Annotated in this window: 21 protein-coding genes; 15 read left to right on the forward strand and 6 right to left on the reverse strand. The window is 51.7% G+C overall.

Annotated features, from left to right (window positions below; all coding sequences use genetic code 11):
- Positions 1-69: 69 nt before the first annotated feature.
- A complete protein-coding gene (gene glpD, locus GCE9029_RS21650) occupies positions 70-1605 on the forward strand; it encodes a glycerol-3-phosphate dehydrogenase (protein WP_062666855.1) in 1536 nt (511 codons plus the stop codon).
- A 221-nt stretch (positions 1606-1826) separates the two neighbouring features.
- Here the strand turns inward: glpD and GCE9029_RS21655 are convergent, their stop codons facing one another.
- Positions 1827-2234 (reverse strand): flagellar basal body-associated protein FliL, encoded by a 408-nt coding sequence (locus GCE9029_RS21655; RefSeq protein ID WP_062666857.1) that lies wholly within the window; start codon positions 2232-2234, stop codon positions 1827-1829.
- Between the two features lie 201 nt (positions 2235-2435).
- Here GCE9029_RS21655 and GCE9029_RS21660 point away from each other — a divergent pair, with 201 nt between their 5' ends.
- A complete protein-coding gene (locus GCE9029_RS21660) occupies positions 2436-2972 on the forward strand; it encodes a chorismate--pyruvate lyase family protein (protein ID WP_062666858.1) in 537 nt (178 codons plus the stop codon).
- Positions 2973-3833: a 4-hydroxybenzoate octaprenyltransferase gene (ubiA, locus tag GCE9029_RS21665; protein ID WP_062666860.1), complete on the forward strand. Its 861-nt coding sequence runs from the start codon at positions 2973-2975 to the stop codon at positions 3831-3833.
- Positions 3834-3901: 68 nt separating this feature from the next.
- On the opposite strand, the gene plsB is transcribed toward ubiA, so the two are convergent.
- The gene (plsB, locus tag GCE9029_RS21670) at positions 3902-6334 is read right to left on the reverse strand and encodes a glycerol-3-phosphate 1-O-acyltransferase PlsB (RefSeq protein WP_062666862.1); all 2433 of its coding nucleotides are present in this window, start codon (positions 6332-6334) and stop codon (positions 3902-3904) included.
- Between the two features lie 244 nt (positions 6335-6578).
- Here plsB and lexA point away from each other — a divergent pair, with 244 nt between their 5' ends.
- Complete coding sequence (lexA, locus tag GCE9029_RS21675; protein ID WP_062666864.1) at positions 6579-7202, forward strand: transcriptional repressor LexA; 624 nt, start codon at positions 6579-6581, stop codon at positions 7200-7202.
- A gap of 24 nt (positions 7203-7226) precedes the next feature.
- Here lexA and GCE9029_RS21680 read toward each other — a convergent pair whose 3' ends face one another.
- Positions 7227-7592: a hypothetical protein gene (locus tag GCE9029_RS21680; protein ID WP_062666866.1), complete on the reverse strand. Its 366-nt coding sequence runs from the start codon at positions 7590-7592 to the stop codon at positions 7227-7229.
- A 44-nt stretch (positions 7593-7636) separates the two neighbouring features.
- On the opposite strand from GCE9029_RS21680, the gene coxB reads away from it, so the two are divergent.
- The 4 genes from coxB to GCE9029_RS21700 are packed head-to-tail and all read left to right on the forward strand — an operon-like array spanning position 7637 to position 11852.
- Positions 7637-8785, forward strand: a complete 1149-nt coding sequence (gene coxB / locus GCE9029_RS21685; RefSeq protein ID WP_062666868.1) for a cytochrome c oxidase subunit II — start codon at positions 7637-7639, stop codon at positions 8783-8785.
- A 12-nt stretch (positions 8786-8797) separates the two neighbouring features.
- Positions 8798-10390: a cytochrome c oxidase subunit I gene (gene ctaD / locus GCE9029_RS21690; RefSeq protein WP_062666870.1), complete on the forward strand. Its 1593-nt coding sequence runs from the start codon at positions 8798-8800 to the stop codon at positions 10388-10390.
- Positions 10391-10399: 9 nt separating this feature from the next.
- Positions 10400-10948, forward strand: coding sequence for a cytochrome c oxidase assembly protein (locus GCE9029_RS21695; RefSeq protein ID WP_062666873.1), 549 nt, complete (start codon positions 10400-10402; stop codon positions 10946-10948).
- 16 nt (positions 10949-10964) lie between these two features.
- Positions 10965-11852, forward strand: a complete 888-nt coding sequence (locus GCE9029_RS21700; protein WP_062666875.1) for a cytochrome c oxidase subunit 3 — start codon at positions 10965-10967, stop codon at positions 11850-11852.
- Positions 11853-11861: 9 nt separating this feature from the next.
- On the opposite strand, the gene GCE9029_RS21705 is transcribed toward GCE9029_RS21700, so the two are convergent.
- On the reverse strand, positions 11862-12068 hold the full coding sequence (locus tag GCE9029_RS21705; RefSeq protein ID WP_002535390.1) for a DUF2909 domain-containing protein: 207 nt from the start codon (positions 12066-12068) through the stop codon (positions 11862-11864).
- A gap of 31 nt (positions 12069-12099) precedes the next feature.
- Here GCE9029_RS21705 and GCE9029_RS21710 point away from each other — a divergent pair, with 31 nt between their 5' ends.
- From GCE9029_RS21710 to dinF, 6 genes are read left to right on the forward strand one after another with little or no spacing between them, the layout of a single operon-like run.
- Positions 12100-12822, forward strand: a complete 723-nt coding sequence (locus GCE9029_RS21710) for an SURF1 family protein (protein WP_082804416.1) — start codon at positions 12100-12102, stop codon at positions 12820-12822.
- A complete protein-coding gene (locus GCE9029_RS21715; protein WP_062666878.1) occupies positions 12819-13346 on the forward strand; it encodes a redox-active disulfide-containing membrane protein in 528 nt (175 codons plus the stop codon). Before GCE9029_RS21710 ends, GCE9029_RS21715 begins: the two co-directional genes overlap by 4 nt.
- Before the next feature lie 11 nt (positions 13347-13357).
- Positions 13358-14416: a COX15/CtaA family protein gene (locus GCE9029_RS21720; protein ID WP_062666880.1), complete on the forward strand. Its 1059-nt coding sequence runs from the start codon at positions 13358-13360 to the stop codon at positions 14414-14416.
- Positions 14409-15326, forward strand: a complete 918-nt coding sequence (gene cyoE, locus GCE9029_RS21725; RefSeq protein WP_062666882.1) for a heme o synthase — start codon at positions 14409-14411, stop codon at positions 15324-15326. Before GCE9029_RS21720 ends, cyoE begins: the two co-directional genes overlap by 8 nt.
- A 29-nt stretch (positions 15327-15355) precedes the next feature.
- The gene (locus tag GCE9029_RS21730) at positions 15356-15874 is read left to right on the forward strand and encodes a GNAT family N-acetyltransferase (protein ID WP_062666884.1); all 519 of its coding nucleotides are present in this window, start codon (positions 15356-15358) and stop codon (positions 15872-15874) included.
- Positions 15875-15924: 50 nt separating this feature from the next.
- The gene (dinF, locus tag GCE9029_RS21735) at positions 15925-17262 is read left to right on the forward strand and encodes an MATE family efflux transporter DinF (protein ID WP_062666887.1); all 1338 of its coding nucleotides are present in this window, start codon (positions 15925-15927) and stop codon (positions 17260-17262) included.
- 50 nt (positions 17263-17312) lie between these two features.
- On the opposite strand, the gene nfuA is transcribed toward dinF, so the two are convergent.
- Positions 17313-17897 carry a Fe-S biogenesis protein NfuA gene (nfuA, locus tag GCE9029_RS21740; RefSeq protein ID WP_002535379.1) on the reverse strand — a complete coding sequence of 195 codons (585 nt, stop codon included), beginning with the start codon at positions 17895-17897 and terminating at the stop codon, positions 17313-17315.
- 101 nt (positions 17898-17998) lie between these two features.
- Positions 17999-18679: a ComFC family protein gene (locus tag GCE9029_RS21745; protein ID WP_231870181.1), complete on the reverse strand. Its 681-nt coding sequence runs from the start codon at positions 18677-18679 to the stop codon at positions 17999-18001.
- 40 nt (positions 18680-18719) lie between these two features.
- Here GCE9029_RS21745 and bioH point away from each other — a divergent pair, with 40 nt between their 5' ends.
- Positions 18720-19502: a pimeloyl-ACP methyl ester esterase BioH gene (bioH, locus tag GCE9029_RS21750; protein WP_062666889.1), complete on the forward strand. Its 783-nt coding sequence runs from the start codon at positions 18720-18722 to the stop codon at positions 19500-19502.
- Positions 19503-19556 lie beyond the last annotated feature (54 nt).

Consider the following 19556-nt stretch of genomic DNA (forward strand, 5'->3'; position numbering starts at 1 on the left):
AATGGCGCTTTTTTGTACTAGAATGCTCGAAAACGAAAGTTAAAATGTTCGTATGAGCGTGAGGGTGTAATGGAACAGGCAAAAGAAAATCAAAATAACGACGTGTTGGATGTGATTGTTGTCGGTGGCGGCATTAATGGCGCAGGTATTGCTGCGGATGCGGCTGGTCGTGGTTTAAGTGTTGGCCTTTATGAAGCGGCCGACTTTGCTTCTGCGACGTCTTCAGCCAGCTCCAAACTTATTCACGGCGGCCTTCGTTACCTCGAGCATTATGAGTTTCGTTTGGTCAGTGAAGCCTTGGCCGAGCGTGAAGTGCTTTTGAAAAAAGCCCCATTCCTTGCCTGGCCGATGCGTTTTCGTTTGCCGCATCGCCCACATCTGCGCCCTGCCTGGATGATCCGTATCGGCCTGTTTATGTATGACCATCTTGGAAAGCGCACGACATTGCCCGCCAGCAAAGGACTTCGTTTTGGTGCTGATTCTGTCCTGAAGCCTGAAATGACAAAGGGTTTCGAATACTCAGATTGCTGGGTCGATGACGCGCGATTGGTGATTCTGAATGTCATGGACGCTGCCGAGCGTGGCGCAGAAGTGCGTAACCGCTGTAAGGTCGTGCGCGCAGAGAGAAACGGTGATGTTTGGGACGTGGATATCCTTGATATTGTGACTCAAGAAGTCTTCAGCCGCCGATGCAAAGTATTGGTGAATGCGGCCGGCCCTTGGGTGAAATCTTTCTATGACGATAGCACCTCGCTCAAATCGCCTCGCGGCATTCGCCTGATCAAAGGCAGCCACGTTGTCGTGCCTCGCGCCCATAACGAAGAGGCCGCTTATATCCTGCAAAACGAAGATGGCCGCATTGTGTTTGTGTTGCCGTATCTTGACCGCTTCTCCATCATTGGTACGACTGATGTGGAATACAAAGGCGACCCACGTGAAGTGGCGATTGAACAGAAAGAAGTCGATTATGTGCTGAATGTTTATAACCAGCACTTTAAACGTCAGTTGAGTACGGATGATGTGGTGTGGACCTACAGCGGTGTGCGCCCGCTTTGTGACGATGAATCTGACTCACCACAAGCCATCACCCGTGATTACACCCTCGACCTGGATGACAACGGCGGTGATGCGCCTATGCTGACCATTTTCGGTGGAAAGCTGACGACCTACCGGAAACTGGCTCGTGCAGCGGTGAATAAGCTGGAACCTTTCTTCCCTGAGATGGGCGAAGACTGGACCGCAGACCAAGTGTTGCCTGGCGGTGAGGATATTTCAAGCTTCGACGATGTACAGCAGCGCTTGAAACAAGAGTGTCCGTGGATGGATGATTTCACGGCTAACCGTCTGGCCATCACATATGGTAGTCGCGTCTGGGTATGGCTTAATAGCGCGAAGACAGCTGCTGATCTGGGTATCGACTTCGGTGAAGGTCTGTCACAGCGCGAAGTGGAGTATCTGATGGCATCTGAATATGTGCAGGATGCTGAAGATTTGCTGTGGCGTCGCACCAAACTGGGTTTGTACCTTTCTAAGGAACAGCAACAACAGGTTGCTGACTACATTTCCACTGGCGCATCAGCAATGGATGAAGCCGCGACGGCCTGAGAGCAAACCCCAAACACACAAAAGGCGGCTAACAAGCCGCCTTTTCAGTTTCTAATGCTTATACCAATCGTAGTAAATATCTGCTCATCCTAGCTTGTTAAAATGCTCGATAACCGCGTTGAAAAATTTGATTGTAGAATAACTACTTATCGAAATTTTCTGCCTTGTTCTCGAGTATTTTTCCTGCGCTATTTCTGATCACCTACCTACTGTGATTGGTATTACTGGTACAAGTATTTTGTAAACAGCAGATCAGCAATGACTTTCTGGTTGGTTTCCGCCAACAGTATCTCGTTCACCTTATCCAGACATGCTTTGCGAATCGACTCGCGGCCAGATAGGGACTTCACACGCACTTCATTTTCCTGGCTCAACACTTCAATGATGGTGTCGCGGATCAGCGGCTGGTGATATTCCAGCATCTGTATCAGTGAAGGGTCATCCACCATTAGGTCAACTCGGACATTAATAAACCCAAGTTTGCGGCCTTCCGTAATAAAGTTAGTGGTGATCTCTGGCTCGAGCGTAAAATAGCTGAACTGTGCGGCATTCTCTTCCTCAGCCATGGTTGGAAGGGAAAACAGCAGAGACACGATTAAGGCGAAAACAGCAGTGATATTTTTTTTCATGGTTTTTGCCAAACCCCGGATTTCATCAATCTCTTATGGTAGTTTAGCTGCGCGAATAGGGGCACAGCTTGTACAATAGCGCAATATACCTAAACCACTTAAAGCCCGAATCTCTAAGTGGTTTAGGTATATTAATACTAAACACTATTGGCCGATTCGGCGAAAGTTTTGTGGTTTTTTTGCTCTTTGGCTCAGGATAACATGTCAGAATTCAAGGAATTACACTTACAAGCTCTCATGAATGCAAGGTGGGAGGAGCCAGACTGGCAAACACTTGAAACTACCCGCGAAGGGGCGTGGTTACTGGAACGCCACTCGATGACAGAAAGGCTGAAAGCGCACTGTCGTACGCTGGCCGTTGAAGTGTTGGGCTTACATGAAATAGAACAATCTGCCCTGACTGAGAACGAGCTCAGCCTGTTGGGTGAAGAGTCTTGTTTGGTACGTGAAGTGGTCCTGTCTGGTGATGGGGATGCATGGCTATGTGCACGTACTTTGGTGCCTAAATCGACCCTGACAGAAAAAGAGCAAGACATTGCCGATCTTGGCGCGGTGCCTTTGGGGCAGCGCGTGTTTAATCAGGCCAATGCCCGTCGTGATGCGATTGAAGTTGCGACTGTGGTGGTCGAAGGACAATCCCTGCTAGCGCGCCGCTCGCGTTTGTGGGTCAATGAAAAGCCGATGCTGGTCTCCGAGCTGTTTTTGCCGGATGCGCCGGTGTATCAGGAGGAAGGCTAAATGGATGCGGCCAAGGCGAGAGCGTATTGGCAATTAACGCGAATGGACAGGCCAATCGGCAGTTTGTTACTGCTGTGGCCAACCCTATGGGCATTGTTTCTGGCTGCAGACGGGGTGCCGAATCTGCATGTATTGGTCGTCTTCGTGCTTGGCGTTATTATGATGCGAGCAGCAGGCTGTGTGATTAATGACTTCGCTGATCGTAACTTTGACGGCCATGTGAAACGTACCAAAGCCCGCCCGTTGCCTTCTGGATTGGTGACTGCCAAAGAGGCATTAGCCCTGTTTGGCCTGCTGATTTTGGGCGCATTCCTGCTCGTACTGACGCTTGACCCGCTGACCATCAAGTTATCTGTAGTCGCCGCACTGTTGGCGTCTATCTATCCCTTCATGAAACGATTCACCCATATGCCGCAGTTGGTGCTTGGCATGGCATTCAGTTGGGCGATCCCGATGGCCTATGCGGCGCAGTCTGGCGAATTGCCGCCAGTGGCGTGGATGCTGTTTCTGGCCAATGTGTTATGGACCGTGGCTTATGACACCCTGTATGCCATGGTTGATCGCGATGACGATCTGAAAGTCGGCATCAAATCCTCCGCCATTCTCTTTGGCCGCTTCGACAAGATTGCCGTTGGTATCCTACAACTAATTACAGTCCTGTTGTTGGTTCTGGTGGGCTACCTCAGCGGGCTTTCACAGGTTTACTACTGGTTCCTGTTGGCCGCTTCGGCGCTGTTTGTTTATCAACAGTGGCTGGCGCGTGGTCGTGAGAGGGAGCTTTGCTTCAAAGCCTTCCTGAACAACAACTACGTTGGAATGCTGGTATTTATTGGTTTGGCGCTTGCTGTGTTGATTAAGTAATACGGTGAATGGCAGTAATAAAAAACCTCGCACATTGGCGAGGTTTTTTGTTTTGAGCGATCAGATGATTAGTCTTCTGATGGCTGGTTCAGGATAGCCTGAATGGTCAGCTGCACTTCCGGTGAAATCAATCCGAATACGCACTCGCGGAGCCCTTCAACGCGATCAGCGCGGGCGTGGTCATCATCATTCAGATAGCCTTGTTCACGCAGCGAGTTCAGTAAGGTCGCGAAAACGCCTTTGTCGAAGAATTCTGGTGCGTTGATACCGTGCAGACGGCTCAGACGTTGCGCCATCATCTGGCTTTGTTGCTCCAGATCGGACTTCGACGTATCCGGCTCATGGCTAAACAGCGTCAAGGTGATCGCGTAGCGCTGCAGGGTTTCTGCAATCGTGCGGCCCAGCAACTGAAGTTGTGTGAGCTTGCAGTTGTTACGGGCGATGGTGTCACCATCAATCGCGATAAGGGACTGACGCTCAAGCTCAATCAATGTCGCATCGATGTAGCTTTGCAGTGCGGCATCATCAAAGCTCATGAAGAGCTCGGCTTTCAGTAGAGGGTATAGCTGGCGAATCGAATCCATCAGGTTTTCACGTGAAACACTGGTCTTGAATACCAGCATTTGCGCGATCAGAGATGGCACCGCAAACAGGTGAATGATGTTATTGCGGTAGAAGGTCATCAGGATGGCCTGTTGACGATCCAGTGAAATCACTTCACCCAGCGAATCTTTCTCAACCACGAACTTGTTCAGGCTCAGCGCATGCTCAACCAGTTCCTGCGCAGAGTCTGTTGGCACTGTACTGGTCGCTGAATACGGTACCTGACGCAACAGCTCAAGATAAATGGTGATTTGTTCTTCCAGCGCTTCACGGCTGAGCGCGCTCTGACGGGAAGCGAGCAGGGCGGTCGCACAAAGAGTCAGGGCGTTGGCAGCGGCAGCATCATTGATTTTGGTCATCATGCGCTCTGCCAATTCGTTCACTGCTGGAAGCAGCCAATCTGGACGCTGTGGCTCAATCGGGTCGATGTCTTTTTGCCACTCTGGCACTTTCTCGTTCAGGAAGTGATTCACCGGAATAGGCTCACCGAAGTTCACGTAGCCCTTACCATAGTTACGCAGTTTGCGAAGAATACCCAGCACCTGGCCGAAGCTTTCTTTCTCTTTCCGCTTGCCTTGTAGCTCTTTAGCGTAAGTGCTCACTTCCATCACGTGTTCGTAACCGATGTATACCGGCACTAGGGTCACTGGGCGCTTGAGACCGCGAAGCATGGCTTGAATGGTCATTGCCAGCATGCCCGTTTTCGCCGGAAGCAGACGACCCGTGCGTGAACGGCCACCTTCCGAGAAGTATTCCACGGAGTAACCTTTGGCAAAAAGCTCAGCCAGATATTCGCGGAATACCGTGGAATAGAGGCGATTGCCTTTAAACGTACGACGCAGGAAGAAGGCGCCGCCACGGCGGAAAATTGGGCCCGCCGGGAAGAAGTTCAGGTTCACGCCCGCCGCGATGTGCGGTGGTACCAGTCCTTCCTTGTACAGCACGTACGAAAGCAGCAGATAGTCCATGTGAGAGCGGTGACAAGGCACGTACACAATCTCATGACCATCCTGCGCCAGCTTACGCACACGCTCAGAGTTATTAATATTAAGGCCTTGATACAACTTGTTCCAAAGCCATGTCAGGATGCGATCGCCATAGCGGATAAGGCTTGGCGAGAAGTCCGCGGCGATTTCTTCCATCATATCGATGGCTTCTTTGCGTACTTTCTCTACTGGTACATCACGGCTTGCCGCTTCATCCTGTACTGCCTTGTCAATGGCTTTGGAGGCCAGCAGGCGTTTGAACAGCAATTGGCGATCCGGCAGGCCAGGGCCAGATGCCGCCATTTTCTGGCGTGAGAAATGGATTTTCGCCACACGCGCCAGTTTGTTCGCGATTGTAGTATCCGTGCCGTGCTTGTCTGCCATATAACGCAGGGAAACCGCGTTGCTCAGGCGAACCATGCTGTCGCGACCCAGTGTCAAAATGGTGTAGCACTTTTGCAGGCCGTTCATCGCCTGAAGAGCAGGCGCTGCAGGGCGGGATTCATTGCCCGGATCGCGGTTCCAAACCACGGATGCAGGCACCATCTGTATATCGAGCTCAGAGTCGCGCTTGTGAAGCTCGAGCCACTCGGTAAACAGTTCGATGGAGTCTGCTGGGATAGGGTCGCTGTCCTTGAACATGCGCTTACCCTGAGAAATGAACACGTAACGTGGCAGGCTTTTTCCACCTAGCTCAAGTGGCTCAAGAGGGTCAGGCAATCCCAGCTGGAGACAACTGCTGCGAAGGGTAAGCAGATCCGTATGAGAGCGGAATGGCAATACATAAACCAGAGGTCGGGACACATCCAGGCCCAATTGGTTTATAGGATCTGACGGAATACTGATGGTTTTCACCAGTACCGACAGCGGTAAATTCAATAACTTCTGATAGATTGATTGGCAAGCAGACATCTGATCGCAGCCTCTTATGTTTTGTGCGTGGCAAGTCTAGCAGAAAACGTCTCCGAACTTGCAGGGAAATGACACCAATCCGGGGGCTTATGTCATGTATGAGCCAAGGTCTGGTGGCTTGGGCAGTCAGAAAAAATGTGAGCTGAATAGGCCCATTATTAGAGATTGGCGCAAAATCCGCCTTTTCAAGCGGTTAAACACTGGATATACTCACAGTTAACTGTATAAAAAGACAGGTCATGATATGAAGCCGTTAACCGCAAGACAACAGCAAGTCTTTGATTTGATCAAAGCAAAGATCGATGACACCGGTATGCCACCAACGCGTGCCGAGATCGCGAGAGAACTGGGGTTCCGCTCTGCCAATGCTGCTGAAGAACATCTGAAAGCACTGGCACGAAAAGGCGTGCTTGAAATCGTGCCTGGTGCATCACGTGGCATTCGCTTGCTGGTGGAAACCGAAGCGGCAAACGATGACGAAGGCCTGCCCTTGATTGGCCGTGTCGCTGCCGGTGAGCCTATTCTGGCGCAAGAGCATGTAGAAATGCATTATCAGGTCGATCCAAACCTGTTTAAACCGAATGCTGATTTCCTGCTGCGTGTCAGCGGTATGAGTATGAAAGACATCGGTATTATGGATGGCGACCTGCTTGCGGTACATAAAACGCAAGACGTGCGAAACGGCCAGGTCGTTGTCGCGCGTGTTGAAGATGACGTGACGGTGAAGCGTCTTGAGCGCAAAGGTAATCAAGTGCTACTTCATGCTGAGAATGAAGAGTTTGCCCCAATCGTGGTTGACCTTTCCCAGCAACATCTCACCATCGAAGGTATCGCGGTTGGTGTGATTCGCAACACAGACTGGATGTAATCGTCCCGCTTCGCGTTACAAGAGTTAAAGAAACAGGCAGCTTCGGTTGAAAAGACCGTGGCTGCCTTTCTTTTTGTGGATCTTTCTTGCTACAAGCCGCTTAACCCCTGCATTTTTGCACACTCGCAATTCTCTGTTCTGAGTGGTCACTTTCGCTAAAACCTGCCAGTAACTCTTCTTAAAACAAAGATTTTTCCGCCTTAATTTTCTCAGGGATTTTAAGAAAAGCGGCACAAAATCGTTGAAGGTGAAACAGTTGTCTTCATCTCGTAAATTCGTGGCTGGCATCATGTTTCGGCGCATTCTGCTGCTCAAATTTTGTTCTTTCCACGTTCCTTGCCTAGCTTTATTTGTAAACAGAGTGTTAATCGAACTTTCATTTTTTTGCATCCATTTACATTTTGCACTGCGAAGTGACTTTGAGGAGGGAACCGGTGAAGACTCGCCAACTTCTATACGCGCTCGCAATTTTCTCTTCGTTTGCAGCTCAAGCCGCGAACGAAGCGTCCTCGTTTAACCTGACCCCCGGCGTAACCGAGATCAGTGAGAAGGTGTATGGCCTTCACATGACGATTCTCTGGATCTGTGTCGCTATCGGTGTGGTGGTTTTCGGCGCCATGTTCTGGGCCATCATCCACCACCGAAAATCAAAAGGCGCGGTGGCCGCGAATTTTCATGAAAGCACCAAAGTGGAAATTCTCTGGACGCTGATCCCCTTCCTGATCTTGATAGGTATGGCTGTTCCGGCAACAAAAGTGCTGTTGGCCATGGAAGATCCTTCTGATTCAGAACTGACGATTCAGGTGACTGGCTCTCAATGGAAATGGCATTACCGCTATTTTGACCATGATGTGGAGTTCTTTTCGTTGCTGGCGACTTCTGCCGCGCAAATCGACGGTGAAGCGACCAAACGAGAAACTTACCTGTTGGAAGTTGACCGCCCTCTGGTGGTGCCAATTGGTAAGAAAGTGCGTTTCCTTATCACCTCCGAAGACGTTATCCACTCTTGGTGGGTACCAGATTTCGCCGTGAAGAAAGATGCTAACCCTGGCTTTATCAACGAAGCGTGGACGCGCATCGATAAGCCGGGGATCTACCGCGGTCAGTGTGCTGAGCTTTGTGGTAAAGACCACGGCTTTATGCCGATAGTGGTGATTGCCAAGCCGGTTGATGAGTTCGAGGCATGGGTGACAGAAACCGCAGCCGCACAAGCCAAGGTGAAGGAAGAAGAGCAGAAATTGCTGGCGATGAACATGGAAATGGAAGAGCTGATGGAGCTGGGTGAAGAAGTCTACAACTCTCGTTGTGCGGCTTGTCACCAGGTCAATGGTCTGGGTCTTCCAGGCGTATTCCCAGCGCTTGCCCAGCAAGGCATCTCAGCAGACCCTGACAAGGTACTCGACCACCTCAATATTGTTATTCACGGGAAGCCAGGTACTGCCATGCAGGCATTTGGCGCGCAGCTTGGCCTGAAAGAGCTGGCTGCGGTGATCACCTACGAGCGTAACGCTTGGGGCAACAACACGGGTGATGCCATTCAGGCATCTCAAATCAATGCTGTGCTCAACGGTGACGATCTTTAAGGAGAAATCGCAATGACGGATATGACGCCTGATCAGGTCGGTCACGATGACCACGACCATGATCATAAACCCCGAGGGTTGATGCGTTGGCTGTTAACGACCAACCATAAAGACATCGGCTCCATGTACCTGATTTTCAGCTTCAGCATGTTCTTGCTGGGCGGTGCGATGGCATTGGTTATCCGGGCGGAGTTGTTCCAGCCGGGATTGCAATTGGTTGATCCTAACTTCTTTAACCAGATGACCACAGTTCATGGTCTTATTATGGTGTTTGGTGCAGTGATGCCAGCCTTTACGGGACTGGCAAACTGGATGGTACCAATGATGATTGGTGCGCCGGATATGGCGCTGCCGCGCATGAACAACTGGAGCTTCTGGATTCTGCCCTTCGCGTTTCTGATGCTCATCATGTCGTTGTTTATGGAAGGGGGCGGTCCGAACTTTGGCTGGACCTTCTACGCACCGCTCTCGACTACCTATTCGCCAGACAGCACCGCACTGTTCGTGTTTGCTGTTCACATTATGGGTATCAGCTCCATTATGGGTGCGATCAACGTGATAGTGACCATCATGAACCTGCGTGCACCGGGCATGACCTACATGAAAATGCCGCTGTTCGTCTGGACTTGGTTTATCACCGCTTTCCTGCTGATTGCGGTTATGCCAGTGCTTGCCGGGGCGGTGACCATGGTGCTGACCGATAAGTATTTTGGTACGTCATTCTTTGATGCCGCCGGTGGTGGTGACCCGGTCATGTTCCAGCACATCTTCTGGTTCTTCGGACACCCAGAGGTGTACATCATGATCCTGCCAAGCTTCGGGATTATCTCTGCGATTGTGCCAGCGTTTGCCCGCAAACCCCTGTTTGGTTATGCGTCTATGGTTTACGCGACCGCATCAATTGCGGGTCTTAGCTTTGTTGTATGGGCGCACCACATGTTTACCACGGGTATGCCGGTGTTTGCCGAACTCTTCTTCATGTATTGCACCATGTTGATATCGGTGCCGACCGGGGTGAAAGTGTTTAACTGGGTGGCCACCATGTGGCGAGGGTCAATGACCTTCGAAACGCCCATGTTGTTCGCGCTCGCCTTTATCGTGCTGTTTACGATAGGGGGCTTCTCTGGCTTGATGCTGGCGATAACGCCAGTGGACTTCCAGTATCACGATACCTACTTCGTGGTGGCGCACTTCCACTATGTGCTGGTGTCTGGGGCCATCTTCTCCATCATGGCAGCGGCTTACTACTGGTTGCCGAAATGGACTGGGCACATGTACAACCAGACGCTCGCTAACTGGCACTTCTGGTGCTCACTGATTTCCGTGAACATCCTGTTCTTCCCTATGCACTTCCTTGGGCTTGCTGGGATGCCGCGTCGTATTCCGGATTATGCGCTCCAGTTTGCTGACATCAACGCGATAGTGAGTGTGGGGGCTTTCCTGTTCGGTTTCTCCCAGCTCATCTTCCTTGTGCTGGTGGTGAAATGTATCCGTGGCGGTGAGCCTGCGCCTGCCAAGCCGTGGGATGGTGCCGAAGGGTTGGAGTGGTCAGTCCCTTCACCTGCGCCTTATCACACCTTCTCAACGCCACCGAAAATCGATTAAGGATAGCGTATGGCAGAGCAAGAACAACAGACACAAAACTCAGGTCGCTCAGCTGCAAAGCTGGCGGGCTTGGCTGTGCTGATGTTTGGCTTTGCCTTCGCACTTGTCCCGCTTTATGACGTGTTCTGCGACATCACCGGAATCAACGGTAAAACCAGCGATGTTGCCGCGACGGAAAGTAATCAGGTCGATTTCTCCCGCACCGTTACCGTTGAGTTTGTTGCCTACATCAATCCCGGCCTTGGCTGGGATTTTGTGCCTGAGGTGAAAAAGCTCACGGTTCATCCGGGTGAGACGCGCACCATTGCTTACCGTGCCACCAACAATACCTTGGTGAACTCGGTCGGACAGGCGGTGCCTTCGGTCACGCCGGGTCTCGCCGCGCAATACCTGAACAAAATTGAATGTTTCTGCTTTAACCGCCAGCCCCTTGAAGCAGGAAAAGACGCAGAACTTCCATTGGTGTTTTATGTCGATCCGGAGCTGCCGGAAGACATCAGCACCCTGACGCTGGCATATACCCTGTTTAGCGCAAAGACTGAGCCTGTGACTCAGTAAATGCAGTGAGGTCATCATGACGACAGACACCAATACAGATGCCCAGTACGAAAACTACTACGTGCCCGCGCAGAGCAAATGGCCAATTGTCGGCGCTATTGCTTTGTTCTTTATTGCAATGGGCGCAGGTTCGACAGTCGCCGGATTGTTCGGTGGCAATGGTCCTTGGATGCTGCTGATCGGCACCGGCATTTTGATGTTTATGCTGTTTGGCTGGTTTCGCGATGTGATTCATGAATCGATGGGTGGATTGTATTCGGCGCAAATGGACCGTTCCTTCCGCCAAGGCATGAGCTGGTTCATCTTCTCGGAAGTCATGTTCTTTGCTGCTTTCTTTGGTGCACTGTTTTACGCCCGGGTCATTGCGGTTCCTTGGCTCGGTGGGGCGAGCAACAATGCCATGACGGCAGCGGTTCTCTGGCCTGATTTCATTCCAGGTTGGCCTTTGGTGAAAACGCCAGGTGGCACGGAAACCACGGCTATGGGGGCTTGGGGTTTACCGCTTATCAACACCATCATTTTGCTTGCTTCGTCTGTCACGCTGCACTTTGCACATGTGGCGATGGAAGAGGGCAACCGCCAACGCGTGAAACTGTTTCTTGGTGTCACGGTGTTGCTGGGGTGGATTTTCCTCGGGCTGCAGGTGGAAGAGTATGTACATGCATATCAGGAGCTGAACCTCAGGCTGGATTCAGGGATTTACGGGAACACCTTCTTCCTGCTTACCGGTTTCCACGGTATGCATGTTTTCCTTGGTTCGATCATTCTGTTCATTATTTGGCTGCGGGTACTGAAAGGACACATGACCCCTGAGCATCACTTCGCCTTCCAGGCCGGGGCTTGGTACTGGCACTTTGTAGATGTGGTATGGCTGTGTCTGTTCGTGTTCGTCTACATCTTGTAGCGAAGCGAATCAATAAGGGCGGCTGTTGGGTTCAATCACACCAGTCGCCAAAGCAACCAGCAAGATGACAAACACAAGCACAGAGAACAAAACGCGACGTCCCAAGAAGCGGGACATGGGAACGTCGGATTGACCCTTGAGCATAATCGGCAACGCTCGGAATAAGTTAAAGACGATAAAGACCAACAGGCAGACGAGGATCCCTTTGAGCAGCATATTGCCTCCTGAGAGTCAAAAAGGTGACCGGATGTCTTCTTCCAACATACGGCAAATAAGACGAATTGGTTTCCTTGTATTTACTCTGGCGATGACAGCGCTCTTGGTCAAGCTAGGGATGTGGCAAATGTCCCGCGGGGCAGAAAAAGAAGTCCTTTTGTCGCAACTTGCAGAGCGCTCCCAACAGGAAGTCACGACATTGGCTTCGTTGCCGCCGGACATCAAGGGAATCCGCGTTAACTTAAGTGGCCAGTTTGATGCGTCAAAGAGCGTGCTGCTCGATAACCAAACTTTTGAAGGTCGCGTGGGATATCGCTGGCTTCTGCCGTTCAGAAGTGACAATCAATGGATATTGGTTGAGCTGGGTTGGATAGCGGCTCCAGCAACAAGAGATACATTGCCGACGCTGCCGACGCTAGAAGGGCAGTTTTCAGTGAGCGGCACCATCGACTTTCCGTCAGACAGGGTAGTACTGGCGGAAGTGGAAACAGAGAACGGTTGGCCCAAGCGGGTGCAATCGGTGGAAATTAAAGGTCTGGAACAAGCTTCCGGGCTTTCCCTCAAACCCTGGCTTATCCGCGGTGATGTGATAAGCGACAGCAACGGAGAGAGCTTCAGTACAGGTGCGAAACCCATCTGGGAGCCTGTCGTGATGAAGCCGGAAAAGCACTATGCCTATGCCATGCAGTGGTTTGGTTTGGCGCTGGTGGTAGTGATTGGATTTGGGCTTTGGTGGAGGAAAGGACGCATATGAATGGGAAAAAAGCGCTGATACTGGTCACCGTGATTTTTGTTCTGCCAGTTCTGGCTGCCAAATTGGTGTTGGATTTTGGTTGGTACAATAAAGGCGTGACCAACAATGGCGAGCTTATCGCCGAAGAAGTGAAGGCTGATTGGCTGTCACACAACGGGCAATGGCGTTTGGTCTACTCCTACCCAAATGCCTGTGATGAGAAGTGCGAAAGTGCGCTGTTCCAACTTAACCAAATCCCGGTGGCGGTTGGACGTGAGCGAGAGCGGGTTGCCAGCATCCTGCTGACACCGGAAAGCTCGGCGGTGGAAGAAGGCACCAATGTCACCCGCCAAAACATCGATGCAACGCAACAACAAACCATGTCATCGCTGCCCTTTTCTGAGAACGCGATTTATCTTGTTGACCCTCTGAACAACCTTATTCTTGCCTATCCGGTGCCCGCTGAAAAATCAGCACAGGTGGCACAAAGCAAAGGACTCCTGTCCGATCTTCGAAAACTCATGAAACTCTCTAAAGTCGGGTAAGGGAGGTCGCGATGGAAAAAGACAAACGCTATCTCGGACTGATATACGGCGCACTGGCTCTGGCATTGGTCGTGGTTGCCCTCGGTGCCTTCACACGTTTGACGGAAGCTGGCCTGGGGTGCCCGGATTGGCCCGGTTGCTATGGTTTTCTGACTGTGCCGCAATCGGCAGTGAAAATCGCCCAGGCCACGGAAGCTTTCCCCCATGCTCCTGTTGAAATTCAGAAAGCCTGGAATGAAATGATCCATCGCTATGTAGCGGGAACGCTGGGGTTAGTGATTGCTGCCATTGCCTTTCTGGCTTGGCGTCGTTCTGAACGTAACCGCATGCTCCCGAGTGTGCTGCTGGCGGTAGTGACCTTTCAGGCGGCTCTGGGTATGTGGACCGTGACCATGAACCTGATGCCGATCGTGGTGATGGGGCATTTGCTCGGTGGTTTCACCACCGTGACTTTGTTGTTCATGTTGGCGCTGCTGGAAAGACGACGTATTAAAGAACCGACACAGCTAAAAGTGGGTCTCCAAAAGGGCTCTGTTGGCGGAAAGCTTAAGGCATTGTCAGTCGCGGCGCTTTTGGCAGTGGTGATGCAGATTGCGCTCGGTGGCTGGACATCAGCCAACTATGCAGCTCTCGTTTGTACTCAACTGCCTGTCTGTGAAGTCGATTGGGCAGAGAAATATGACGCCTCGGCGTTCCATCCCATCAGCCCGAAAAACGAGACCTACCAATATGGCGTGTTGAACTTCGATCAGCGCGTCACGATTCATGCTACTCACCGAATTGGTGCCATGGTGGTCACGGCGCTCATTTTACTGCTGGCGTTTGCTGTCAGAAAACCGCTTGGTGCCGGCGCATCGCTACTACTCTTAGGCACGCTGGGTATTCAGATAACGCTTGGCGTTACCAATGTGGTCGCCTTGCTGCCGCTGTCAGTAGCGGTGGCACACAATGTTTGCGGATTACTTTTACTTTTAGTGACTGTCAGGACGGTGATTGGCGTGTTCGCGCCCGTTTCGATGACCGCTGCTCAGTCGTCTTTGAGAGACTCAGGGAGGTTAAGCCATGGCTAAATTCGACACGCCTTCGCTGGCAAACAGCGCCCCGAATACTGAAACCGCTCAATGGCGGGATTATCTGGAGCTGACCAAGCCCAAAGTGGTGGCCATGCTTTTGCTGACCGCCATGGTGGGAATGTGTCTCGCGGTACCGTCTTTGCCTCCTGCTCACGTCGTGATTCTGGGGCTGTTGGGAATTGGGATGCAGTCGGCTGCAGCTGCGGTGTTCAATCATGTGATTGATCAGCGTATTGATAGACAGATGCAGCGCACTATTCACCGCCCCGTTGCGAAAGGCCGGGTAGGTACGTCACAGGCTCTGGCCTTTGGTGGCTTACTCATGGTCGCTGGCTTTGCGCTCCTGTGGGTGTTGAACGCGTTGGTGGCATGGCTAACTTTTGCCAGTTTGATTGGTTATGCTGTGGTATACACCGTATGGCTGAAGCACGCGACACCGCAGAATATCGTGATTGGTGGTTTGGCAGGCGCAATGCCGCCGCTGCTCGGTTGGGTGGCGGTGACAGGAACGCTCGACCCACATGCGCTGTTGCTTGTGATGCTGATTTTCACTTGGACCCCACCGCATTTCTGGGCGCTCGCGATTCATCGTGAGAAAGATTACGCCAAAGCCGGCGTACCCATGTTGCCAGTGACCCATGGTGTGGAATTCACCAAGACCATGATTTTACACTACACCCTGCTTTTGGTGGTGGTGGGCCTACTGCCATGGCTGGCGGGAATGAGTGGACTGATTTACCTCTTCGGTAGTTTGGCGCTCAACCTCGGTTTTGCTTGGTACGCGTGGCAGTTGAAATTCAATGATCGCAAAGGGTTGGCTTGGCAGACGTTTAAATACTCCATTTGGCATGTGTTTGGTTTGTTTGTGGCTTTGCTCGCCGATCATGCGTGGCGTGCGATAGGATAGTTGCACACCCAAGCAGACAGTGAGCAGGGATGATGCTTTCCCATCTTCAATTTTCAACGCCGCGGCTGGATGTCGCGGCGTTATCGTCTGGTTCAGAGACCTCCGGTAATCTCGCTAAGGAATTAGCAGCCCTATTGACGCCAGCAGTGAAGCAGCATTTACCGCCGGATATCCAATCGGTGAACGATTCCCAAAGCGCTGCGGTTTGGCTTCAACAGGCTTTAACAGAGTCCACTTTTCTAGCCGTGACTGAGCGGGATTCGCAATCTCTCGCGGGGTTTATTTTGCTGTATGCAGAAACCAATACAGAAGGTTTACTCGATCTTCGGTTGGGTTATGTGGTGAGTGAAAGGCTGCAGGGAAAGGGATTGGCCAGTGAGATGCTGCTCAGCTTGGTGAGCTGGTGTCAGCAGAGCGGCAAGGTCGCGACGCTTTCCGGTGGGGCTGAAGAGAACAATCTGGCCTCTGTCCGCGTGTTGGAGAAAAACGGATTTGTGCGTGATGGCGAAACCATCAATGGTACCGTCTTTTTAACCCGCACATTCTGATAAACTTCCGCCACTTACTCTCTATCTGTCGATAACCACTGAGCCAATTTATGCTGTCAGCGCTGCAACAAAAAGCCCTCCACATACGCGTATTCTCGCTCGCGTTCCCTATGGTGCTCTCCAACATTACCGTGCCTTTGCTGGGACTGGTGGATGCGGCCGTGATTGGCCACCTCGACCATGCATGGTACCTCGGTGGCGTGGCGGTCGGCAGCACCATGATCGCGGTGACTTTCTGGCTGCTCGGTTTTCTTCGTATGGCTACCACGGGGCTTACCGCACAAGCTTATGGCGCTGACGATAAGGCGGGGCTGGCGAATGTGTTCCTGCAGGGTATCTCTCTTGCTTGGTTACTGGCATTAGCGATTATCGCCGTGCATCCATTGATTGCGGATTGGGTGTTTTCCTACAGTGACGCAAGTGCAGAAGTGAAGCGCTATGCCGACCAGTATTTCTCTGTGCGTATCTGGAGTGCACCTGCTGCGCTGACCAATCTTGTGATCATGGGTTGGCTATTGGGAGCCCAGAACGCGAAAAAGCCGATGATGCTGCTGATTGTTATCAACGTCATCAACATCGTTCTTGATGTGCTGTTTGTTGTGGGTTTTGGCTGGAAAGTGCAGGGCGCTGCAGCAGCGAGTGTGATTGCTGATTACAGCGGTATGGCACTGGGCTTGTATTTCGTGGCGCAGCGCTGGAAGCAAGAGATGTTGCCTGCCCCATTGGCGCAGTGGAAAAAAGCTTCTGCGGGCATGGGGCGGCTGTTAAAGCTTAACCGGGACATCTTCCTTCGAAGCCTCTGCCTGCAGCTGGCCTTCACCTTTATGACCTTTCAGGGCGCGACACTGGGCGATAATGTGGTGGCAGCCAATGCAGTGCTGATGAACTTTCTGATGCTGGTCTCTTTCGCAATGGACGGTTTTGCCTATGCGATGGAAGCCATGGTAGGGAAGGCAATTGGTGCCCGGAATAGAAACGAGTTGATGGACTCACTCACTGCAACCACCTTTTGGAGCTTGGTGATCTCACTGCTTATCACTGCCGCTTTCCTTATCTTCGGTGAGCAGATTGTCGGGGTGATTTCCGATATTCCTGCTGTGCGTGAACAGGCATTTGTGTATCTGCCTTGGCTCATTGCCATGCCGCTGGTGGCCATGTGGTGTTTTCTACTTGATGGTGTCTTTATTGGTGCGACGCGCGGACGTGAAATGCGAAACACCATGTTTGTTGCGATGGCAGGTTTCTTTGTGATTTGGTGGCTGTTAAGTGGCTGGGGCAACCATGCGCTTTGGGCGGCGATGCTCGGATTTATGGCATTGCGCGGATTGACGCTGGGGGTACTTTTTATCCACCAGTGGCGAAGGGATACCTTCCTGGCGGCAAACTAACCAGACAAAAAAGGCGCCATCGGACGCCTTTCTTCTCACGATAATCGCTCTTAATAGTAAGAGTGATCACCATGCGCGTGCTCAGTGACGTCACGAACGCCGTTAAGCTCGCCGCTGAACTCTTCCAGCAGTTGCTTCTCGATGCCGTCTTTCAGGGTGACGTCAACCATTGAACAGCCATTACAGCCGCCACCGAATTGAATCACTGCCACTTTGTCTTCAGTGATTTCAATCAGATTGATGTGACCACCATGGCCTGCCAGCTGTGGGTTAACTTGAGTCTGGATCACGTACTCAACGCGCTCCATCAGTGGCGCGTCGTCAGACACTTTACGCATTTTTGCGTTTGGTGCTTTCAGCGTCAGCTGTGAGCCCATTTTGTCAGTGACAAAATCAATCTCGGCATCTTCAAGAAACGGAAGGCTCAGTTCATCTACGTAGGCAGAAAAACCTTCGAATTTGAGTTCGGTATCAGTCGCTTCCACTGCATCCTGAGGGCAGTAAGAAACGCCGCACTCTGCGTTTTGCGTGCCAGGATTAACCACGAATACGCGGATGTTTGTCCCTTCCGGCTGCTGCTCAAGCAGTTTACCGAAATGGCTCTGTGCACTTTCTGAAATAATAATTTGTGACACGGCTTCTTACCTGATTTATCCAGTATTTGTTTACATTGTACGCTTGTTTTTGTCCGCTATCACCCCTCAAGCTTCGAGGTTACTTTTCCCTCACTTTTCAATTAAGTGGCTTCCGGTGGTGTGCGACAAAGACAATACACATCAATACGTTCCACGCCATGCTGCCGGAGCAAGCGGCAAAGCTGGGCGACAGTCGCACCCGTGGTGACAACATCATCAACCAAGGCGATGTGTGGCGGCAGTTTTCCTTCGATAGAAAATGCCTGCTTTAAGTTTGAAAGACGGGATTGTCGATCTAATCCCTGCTGTTGGCGAGTGGCACGAATGCGTTTTAAGACATTGGGCTCAGATTGAACCTTCAGTTGTCTGGCGAGCTCTGCGGCCAGCACACTGCTATGGTTAAATCCGCGCCAAAGCCTGCGTTTCCAATGCATGGGTACGGGAAGAAGGAGAGGCGCAGGTGATTCAATCTCTGTCGCGAGCAGTTTAGCGAGAGCAGGGGCAAGCCAGTAATGTCCTTGATACTTGAAGCGGTGAAGCAGCTTGTCATAAGGAAAGGAATAGGCACCGACACAAACCAAACTGTCCCACGGCGGCGGCTTTTTCAAACATCTGCCGCAGCTTTCAATCACGTAAGGGGTAGGCAAACCGCAATGCAGGCAGCGTGGCTGACTGGGCAAGCTGGCGTGACAGGCATGACACCAAGGATAAGCATGCTGCTCCAACCTGTGGTGGCAAAGCTGACAACGCAGCGGCAAGGCACGTAAGATAGTGCTTAACATCAAGGACATGCTTGTTGATAAACGAATTTAGGCAGTGTAAATGACGACTTCTCTGTACTGGCATACGGAAGGCCAGGGTTCCGATCTGATTCTCATTCATGGCTGGGGGATGAACAGCGCCGTATGGCAAAACATCCTGCCTGCTCTCACCCCGCATTACCGCGTTCATTGTGTTGACCTGCCGGGCTATGGCTTTAGTCAACCCACCGATGCCTTTTCCTTAGAGGAAATGGCACAGTGCTTGCTTGATAATTCACCGCAGGAATCTGTTTGGGCCGGTTGGTCTTTGGGGGGAATGGTTGCAACTCAGGCTGCACTGCTCGCACCGGAACGTGTGAAAGGTTTGGTCACGATTGCCAGCTCACCAAGATTTGCTGCAGAACATGGATGGCGAGGGATAAAACCCGAGGTATTGCAGGCGTTTACGAAGCAATTGGCTGAAGACTTTCAGACGACGGTTGAACGCTTCATGGCGCTTCAGGCAATGGGAAGCCCAACAGCACGGCAGGATATTAAGTGGTTGAAACAGGCGGTCCTCTCTCACCCGTCTCCTCAGCCAGAGGCGCTTAGCGCCGGCCTTGGTATCCTTGCTGACGCTGATTTGAGGCCAAACTTGCATGATATTTCAATGCCTTGGCTCAGAATGTACGGTCGGCTGGACGGCCTTGTGCCTGTCAAAGTGGCGCAAGAGTTGGATGTTCTGGCACCGCGTTCGCAGCGGCAAATCTTTGCCAAAGCGTCGCACGCACCGTTCATTTCTGATCCCGACCATTTTTCGCAAGAACTTTTAAGGTTCTGCGGACAATGCTTGCCGTCCTGTTAATGGAAAGTAGCGAAATTAAGTGAATTGGGGCTAAATTTTAATCTGAAGCCGCCG

Origin of the sequence: Grimontia celer (genome assembly GCF_900055185.1) — a bacterium.
GTDB lineage: Bacteria > Pseudomonadota > Gammaproteobacteria > Enterobacterales > Vibrionaceae > Enterovibrio > Enterovibrio celer.

Excerpts from the sequence above, each read along its gene's own strand:
- GCE9029_RS21710 (WP_082804416.1), top strand. The coding sequence starts at position 12,100 with ATGTCTTCTTCCAACATACGGCAAATAAGACGAATTGGTTTCCTTGTA.
- glpD (WP_062666855.1), top strand. The coding sequence starts at position 70 with ATGGAACAGGCAAAAGAAAATCAAAATAACGACGTGTTGGATGTGATT.
- lexA (WP_062666864.1), top strand. The coding sequence starts at position 6,579 with ATGAAGCCGTTAACCGCAAGACAACAGCAAGTCTTTGATTTGATCAAA.
- GCE9029_RS21745 (WP_231870181.1), bottom strand. The coding sequence starts at position 18,679 with ATGTTAAGCACTATCTTACGTGCCTTGCCGCTGCGTTGTCAGCTTTGC.
- dinF (WP_062666887.1), top strand. The coding sequence starts at position 15,925 with ATGCTGTCAGCGCTGCAACAAAAAGCCCTCCACATACGCGTATTCTCG.
- GCE9029_RS21720 (WP_062666880.1), top strand. The coding sequence starts at position 13,358 with ATGGAAAAAGACAAACGCTATCTCGGACTGATATACGGCGCACTGGCT.
- cyoE (WP_062666882.1), top strand. The coding sequence starts at position 14,409 with ATGGCTAAATTCGACACGCCTTCGCTGGCAAACAGCGCCCCGAATACT.
- GCE9029_RS21715 (WP_062666878.1), top strand. The coding sequence starts at position 12,819 with ATGAATGGGAAAAAAGCGCTGATACTGGTCACCGTGATTTTTGTTCTG.
- GCE9029_RS21700 (WP_062666875.1), top strand. The coding sequence starts at position 10,965 with ATGACGACAGACACCAATACAGATGCCCAGTACGAAAACTACTACGTG.
- GCE9029_RS21695 (WP_062666873.1), top strand. The coding sequence starts at position 10,400 with ATGGCAGAGCAAGAACAACAGACACAAAACTCAGGTCGCTCAGCTGCA.
- bioH (WP_062666889.1), top strand. The coding sequence starts at position 18,720 with ATGACGACTTCTCTGTACTGGCATACGGAAGGCCAGGGTTCCGATCTG.
- plsB (WP_062666862.1), bottom strand. The coding sequence starts at position 6,334 with ATGTCTGCTTGCCAATCAATCTATCAGAAGTTATTGAATTTACCGCTG.
- GCE9029_RS21655 (WP_062666857.1), bottom strand. The coding sequence starts at position 2,234 with ATGAAAAAAAATATCACTGCTGTTTTCGCCTTAATCGTGTCTCTGCTG.
- GCE9029_RS21660 (WP_062666858.1), top strand. The coding sequence starts at position 2,436 with ATGTCAGAATTCAAGGAATTACACTTACAAGCTCTCATGAATGCAAGG.
- GCE9029_RS21730 (WP_062666884.1), top strand. The coding sequence starts at position 15,356 with ATGATGCTTTCCCATCTTCAATTTTCAACGCCGCGGCTGGATGTCGCG.
- ctaD (WP_062666870.1), top strand. The coding sequence starts at position 8,798 with ATGACGGATATGACGCCTGATCAGGTCGGTCACGATGACCACGACCAT.
- GCE9029_RS21705 (WP_002535390.1), bottom strand. The coding sequence starts at position 12,068 with ATGCTGCTCAAAGGGATCCTCGTCTGCCTGTTGGTCTTTATCGTCTTT.
- GCE9029_RS21680 (WP_062666866.1), bottom strand. The coding sequence starts at position 7,592 with ATGCAAAAAAATGAAAGTTCGATTAACACTCTGTTTACAAATAAAGCT.
- ubiA (WP_062666860.1), top strand. The coding sequence starts at position 2,973 with ATGGATGCGGCCAAGGCGAGAGCGTATTGGCAATTAACGCGAATGGAC.